Below are 5,285 nucleotides of genomic sequence, written 5' to 3'. Positions count from 1 at the left end.
GCACGATCGGCACCTTGCCGGTCAACGCCAGGCCGTCCTTGTAGTTGACCGTCGAATAGTCGACCGCGACCGTGACATCGCCCTCCATCAAATCGGCTTCCGTGAGGGTCACGAATTCCGCCTTTGGCGGGCCCCCTGCCTCGTTTTTCGAGACGCGAAGGGCACGGAACTTGTCGGGCATCTGGAGAAATCCTTCCCTGAGAAGATGACGGTTCTTGCGGGCTGATTTTTGACGGTTTCCAGCCTCTTGCGGCGACAAACGAACCCAAATCGGGGGCGCGGTCAAGCAAACCCGGCCCGTTTGGCACTCGTCCGGGCTGCCGAGTGCCAAACCTATGATTTTATTGAACGAATCGGTCTGTGGGGAATTTGTCAATCTCGACGCGTCAGAATTTGCTGCCTAGGATTCCGCTGTAATCTCGTTGTTACCCGGAGGTGTCGCGTGAGGCAGGTTTCCGAATTCAAGAAGTTGCTCGACGGCTACCGGCTGGTGACCGCCGAAATTCTCTACCGGTTGCCGGACCATCCGAAATTGCTGCAGAGCTATATCTGGCAGGATTACGACATGGCGCCGAAATATCCGGTGCTCGGCAAATTCCTCGATTTCTGGTCGCGTGAACTCGACGGGCCGATCCATTCGGTGCGACTCGGCACGAGGCGCGTGATCCATCCGTCGGAATTCATCCGGGCGGATTTCGTGGCGACGATGCACTGAAGGCCCAGGCTCAGTGCCCCGGCAGATTCTCGACGAAGAGGATCGGCTCACCTGTCGCCGAGCCCTGCAGTTCATCTTCCCACATGACACGGCGGCCGCGCACGACCGTGCCGACGGGCCAGCCCTTTACCTTCATGCCGTTATAGGGCGTCCAGCCGCATTTGCTGACGATCCATTTGTCTTCGATCACACGCGTTGCGCGCAGGTCGACGACCGTGATGTCGGCGTCGTAGCCGACGGCGAGGCGTCCCTTGCGCGCCATGCCGAAAATGCGCTGCGGACCCGCCGATGTCAGATCGACAAAGCGCTGCAGCGTCAGGCGTCCGGCATTCACGTGATCGAGCATCACCGGCACCAGCGTCTGCACTCCGGGCATGCCGGCGGGCGATTTCGGATAGGTCTGTTCCTTTTCCTCGATCGTGTGCGGCGCATGGTCGGAGCCCAGCACGTCAACGACGCCGGACGCGATGCCGGCCCATAATCCGTCGCGATGTTCGTGGCCACGGATCGGCGGGTTCATCTGCGCGAGCGTACCCAGCGCCTCGTAGCATTCGGGCGCGGCAAGCGTCAGATGCTGGGGCGTCACCTCGACGGTGGCGATGTCCTTCGCCGCTGCAAGGATCGGGATTTCATCGGCGGTCGAGACATGCAGCACATGGATACGCTTGCCGGCATCGCGCGCGAGGCGCAGCAGGCGCGTGGTGCAGAGAACGGCGACTTCGGCGTCGCGCCAGACATGATGCGTGTCGACATGACCGAGCAGCGCCAGCTCGCGGCGTTCGCGCAGACGGAACTCGTCTTCGGAATGGACCGCGGCGCGGCGGCGGATCGCTTTCAATACACGCAGCACGTCCTCGTCCTTCTCGACCAGCAGATTGCCGGTGGAAGAGCCCATGAAAATCTTGATGCCGCAGCAACCCGGCTCGCGTTCGATGTCGGCCAGGATGTCGACATTCTCGGTCGTCGCACCGCCATAAAAGGCGAAATCGCAATACATGCGATGGCGCGCACGGGCGACCTTGTCGGCGAGTGCATCCGGCGTCGTCGTCGGCGGTTTGGTGTTCGGCATTTCGAAGATCGACGTGACGCCGCCCAAGGCCGCCGCGCGACCACCCGATTCAAGATCTTCCTTGTGCTCATTGCCCGGTTCTCGCAGATGAACCTGGCTGTCGACGACACCGGGCAGCAGATGAAGCCCCGTCACATCGACCGTTTCGGCGGAGACGGCGCGTGACAGGTCGCCGATCGCAGCGATACGGCCATCCCTGACCGCGATATCGGCAAGGCCGGCGCCGTCCTGATTGACGACGGTACCGCCGCGAAAAACGAGATCGTAGGTCTGGCTCACACCGGTCTCCTCTCGGTCTGGGGGGGGGCATTGTCGCCGCTCGCCGCCGTTCGCGCCAGCAGCGCGATGGCGGCATCCTCGACGGTGGCGACTTCGAGATCTTCCATGTGACTCCCTCTCTGCCAGCCCGCCTCCCCGTCCGCCCCGGCTCTGAGCTCCTCAAGCGAACGCGGCACACGGACGAATGCGGTTTTCTTTCCCCAGGGCCGGTAGAGGTCTTCGGGCGACGGGCCGAAAAGACCGACGGTCGGCGCCCCCGCCGCCGCCGCGAGATGCATGAGACCCGAATCGTTGCCGATATAGAGACGTATGCGTTCGAAACAGGCGGCCGTTTCGTCGATGGCAGCGCCGACGAGATCGATGCGGCGGTCTTCCGGTACCGCATCGAGAAGCGGCTGACAGATGTCGCGATCGGCCGGTCCGCCCGTCACCAGAAGATGCGCGCCCTCCATCGCACCGCCCGGCTGGAGGAGGCGCCGTGCCAGTTCCTTGAAGTTTTCGATCGGCCACATCTTGCCGCGCCAGGCGGCGGCGGGCCCGATCGCCAGCACCGACATGCCGTCGGGAACAATGTCGCGTGCACGCGCGCGCATGGCCTCACCCGGCCAGACGCAGGGATCGGGCGGCGGATCGAAGCCCGCGACGGTTGCGTTGTGAACGACACGGTGCAACGAATGATCAGGTTTCAGGATGTAGCGTTTTTTCGTCCAAAGCAGCCAGGCGGTGGCTGAGCCGCGCAAATCGACGACCACGTCCCAGCGGTGCGGCAAGACGGCTGCCAGCAGCTTGCGCCAATGACCGGCGCGCGGTGCCTTTTTCATCTCGATAATGCGGGTAACGCCCGGCGCGTGCTTGAAGACCGGCGTTGCCAGCGGGCCGCAAGCCACCCAGAACTCGGCCCCCGGATAGCGTTCGCCGAGACCCGCCAGGATGCCCGTCGAGAGAACCGCGTCGCCGAGGCGATTTGAGGTGATGAAGAGAATGCGCATCGCGTTCCGCCGGGCCCCAAGTCTTCGGCGGGTTATAGGTGGCCGGAGAGCGGAAGCCAAGCCGGACGCTTGCAGGCGCAGGGCAGCGGGCCTACATCTGGTGGCACGATGAAACGGGGCAAGACGCCATGATTGCGGTGAAGGCCTGTACGCTGGCGGAGCGCGGGGTGCTGAAGGTTGGCGGGCCGGACGCCCGGAGCTTCCTGCAGGGGCTCATCACCAACGATGTCGAGGCCGCCGCAGGCGCCCGCGTGGTCTATGCCGTCCTGCTTACACCGCAGGGCAAATTTCTTTTCGATTTCTTCATGTCGGCCGATCCGGCCGATAAACAGGCGCTGTTGCTCGATTGCGATGGCGCCCGGATAGCCGATCTCGTCAAGCGGCTGACCATGTACAAGCTCAGGGCCAAGGTTGAAATCGAGGATATGAGCGTGACGCATGGCGTTGCCGTCTATTGGCATGAGGACGGCACGCCCCTGGCGGCCGATGGGCCAATGCTTCCCGACCCGCGCCTGCCTGCGATGGGCGCGCGCGCCATCCTGCCCCGGACGGCACTCCCGGCGGGCGGCGCGGCTGGCTGGCACAGGCACCGGATCGGACTTGGTGTCGGCGACGCGGCGGAGGATTTCGAACCGGACAGGACCTTTCCGCTGGAGGTCAATCTCGACGCACTCCATGGCATCGATTTCCACAAGGGCTGCTTTGTCGGACAAGAGGTGACGTCGCGCACCAAACGGCGCGGCAACGTGCGCAAGCGGCTCCTGCCCTGCACTGTCGAAGGCGACCTGCCGACGCCCGGCACGCCGGTAAAAGCGGCCATGCGCGAGGTCGGCACCGTGTTCTCGGGCGACGGCGAGACCGCGCGTGTGCTGGCGCTGCTGCGGCTCGACCTCATCAAGGATGCGACGCTCGAAGCGGGCCCGTCCGGCCTCACGCCCGATATTCCGGGCTGGCTCGCGCCCGAGATGAAAGCGGAAGGAGACGACGATGGCGCCTGAGGCAAACCGTTGTCCCTGGCCGGGCGAGGATCCCCTTTATGTCACCTATCATGACGAGGAATGGGGCGTGCCCGAATATGACGACCGGGCCTTGTTCGAAAAACTGATGCTCGACGGCTTTCAGGCCGGGCTTTCCTGGATCACGATCCTCAGAAAACGCGAGAGTTTCCGCGATGCGTTCGACGGGTTCGAGCCCGAGCGCATTGTCCGCTACCGCCCGGCGAAGATCGAAAAACTTCTCCAGAACCCCGGCATCATCCGCCATCGCGGCAAGATCGAAGCGACGATCGGCAATGCGCGCGCCTGGCTCGACATCATGGAAGAGGATGGCGGTTTCTCCGGCTTCCTGTGGGAACTCGCAGGCGGCATCCCGAAACAAAACAAATGGAAGCGCATCGGCGAGGTGCCGGCCGAAACGCCGATGAGCATCGCCATGTCGAAGGCGCTGAAGGCGCGCGGTTTCAAATTCTGCGGTCCGACCATCGTCTACGCCTTCGCGCAGGCGGTGGGCATGGTCAACGATCATCTTGTGAGCTGCCCGCGACATGCGGATTGCTCGGCGTTGGCGCGAACGACAAAGCGATAATTCAGCGTCGTTACGGGCGCCTGTCCCGGCGCAAAACAATCTTCTGCCACATTGTCGGCACATGTGGGCCACGTTGAGCGATTACGATTTCTCTGCGATTCAGTCAGCGGAGGGAAATCCAGAAAATGTTCAAACGCCCCAAGGGTGTTTCCGATCCCGATCCGTCGGCGCAAACCCAGGCGCCCGGGCAGGACGAGCCGTCCAAGAATGCGCGCGGCGAAACAGCCGACACCAGCGGCGAAGCGGGAACCCGCGTCGTCACTCCATCCTATCAAGCGAGGAAACCAACCGTGCGCACGCTCCACACACCCGCCGGGCAGCAGCCCGCCGCGCCGACCACTCCGGCCGCCAACCTGCATGTCGGACGTGGACTCAAACTCGAGGGCAAGATTCAATCCTGCGACTCGCTTGTCATCGAGGGCGATGTCCAGGCGACGATCGAAAGCGGCACCCTGACCATCAGCGAGACCGGCGAAGTGCGCGGCGACGCAACGGTGGACGAGGCCGAAATCAACGGCAAGTTCGACGGCACCCTGACGGTCCGCAAGTGCCTGACCATCAACGCGACCGGCCGCGTGACAGGCACGGTTCGCTATGGCGAGCTGCGCGTCGAGCAGGGCGGACAGGTCAGCGGCGAAATTCAGGCCGA

Annotated in this window: 6 protein-coding genes and 1 pseudogene; 4 read left to right on the top strand and 3 right to left on the bottom strand. The window is 63.7% G+C overall.

What is annotated here, in order from left to right:
* A pseudogene (locus tag WEB61_RS05075) lies at positions 1 to 181 on the bottom strand (oxidoreductase); the annotation flags it as partial.
* Positions 182 to 442: 261 nt separating this feature from the next.
* Between WEB61_RS05075 and WEB61_RS05070 the strand changes: the two are divergent.
* Positions 443 to 715 (top strand): usg protein, encoded by a 273-nt coding sequence (locus WEB61_RS05070; protein ID WP_368063243.1) that lies wholly within the window; start codon positions 443 to 445, stop codon positions 713 to 715.
* Positions 716 to 725: 10 nt separating this feature from the next.
* Here the strand turns inward: WEB61_RS05070 and WEB61_RS05065 are convergent, their stop codons facing one another.
* Complete coding sequence (locus WEB61_RS05065) at positions 726 to 2,063, bottom strand: dihydroorotase (protein WP_368063242.1); 1,338 nt, start codon at positions 2,061 to 2,063, stop codon at positions 726 to 728.
* Entirely contained in the window at positions 2,060 to 3,052 is a 993-nt protein-coding gene (locus WEB61_RS05060) for a glycosyltransferase family 9 protein (RefSeq protein WP_368063241.1), read from the bottom strand. Before WEB61_RS05060 ends, WEB61_RS05065 begins: the two co-directional genes overlap by 4 nt.
* 128 nt (positions 3,053 to 3,180) lie before the next feature.
* On the opposite strand from WEB61_RS05060, the gene WEB61_RS05055 reads away from it, so the two are divergent.
* The 3 genes from WEB61_RS05055 to WEB61_RS05045 all read left to right on the top strand — a co-directional run.
* Positions 3,181 to 4,050 carry a folate-binding protein YgfZ gene (locus WEB61_RS05055; protein WP_368063240.1) on the top strand — a complete coding sequence of 290 codons (870 nt, stop codon included), beginning with the start codon at positions 3,181 to 3,183 and terminating at the stop codon, positions 4,048 to 4,050.
* Positions 4,040 to 4,636 (top strand): DNA-3-methyladenine glycosylase I, encoded by a 597-nt coding sequence (locus WEB61_RS05050; protein ID WP_368063239.1) that lies wholly within the window; start codon positions 4,040 to 4,042, stop codon positions 4,634 to 4,636. The genes WEB61_RS05055 and WEB61_RS05050 overlap by 11 nt, the downstream gene beginning before the upstream one ends.
* Before the next feature lie 125 nt (positions 4,637 to 4,761).
* A partial coding sequence (locus WEB61_RS05045) for a polymer-forming cytoskeletal protein (RefSeq protein ID WP_368063238.1) occupies positions 4,762 to 5,285 on the top strand: 524 nt, incomplete at its 3' end.

The sequence above is a fragment of the Parvibaculum sp. genome, assembly GCF_040882025.1.
GTDB lineage: Bacteria > Pseudomonadota > Alphaproteobacteria > Parvibaculales > Parvibaculaceae > Parvibaculum.
This window is presented reverse-complemented; position numbering and strand designations above follow the sequence as displayed.

Excerpts from the sequence above, each read along its gene's own strand:
- WEB61_RS05060 (WP_368063241.1), bottom strand. The coding sequence starts at position 3,052 with ATGCGCATTCTCTTCATCACCTCAAATCGCCTCGGCGACGCGGTTCTC.
- WEB61_RS05055 (WP_368063240.1), top strand. The coding sequence starts at position 3,181 with ATGATTGCGGTGAAGGCCTGTACGCTGGCGGAGCGCGGGGTGCTGAAG.
- WEB61_RS05050 (WP_368063239.1), top strand. The coding sequence starts at position 4,040 with ATGGCGCCTGAGGCAAACCGTTGTCCCTGGCCGGGCGAGGATCCCCTT.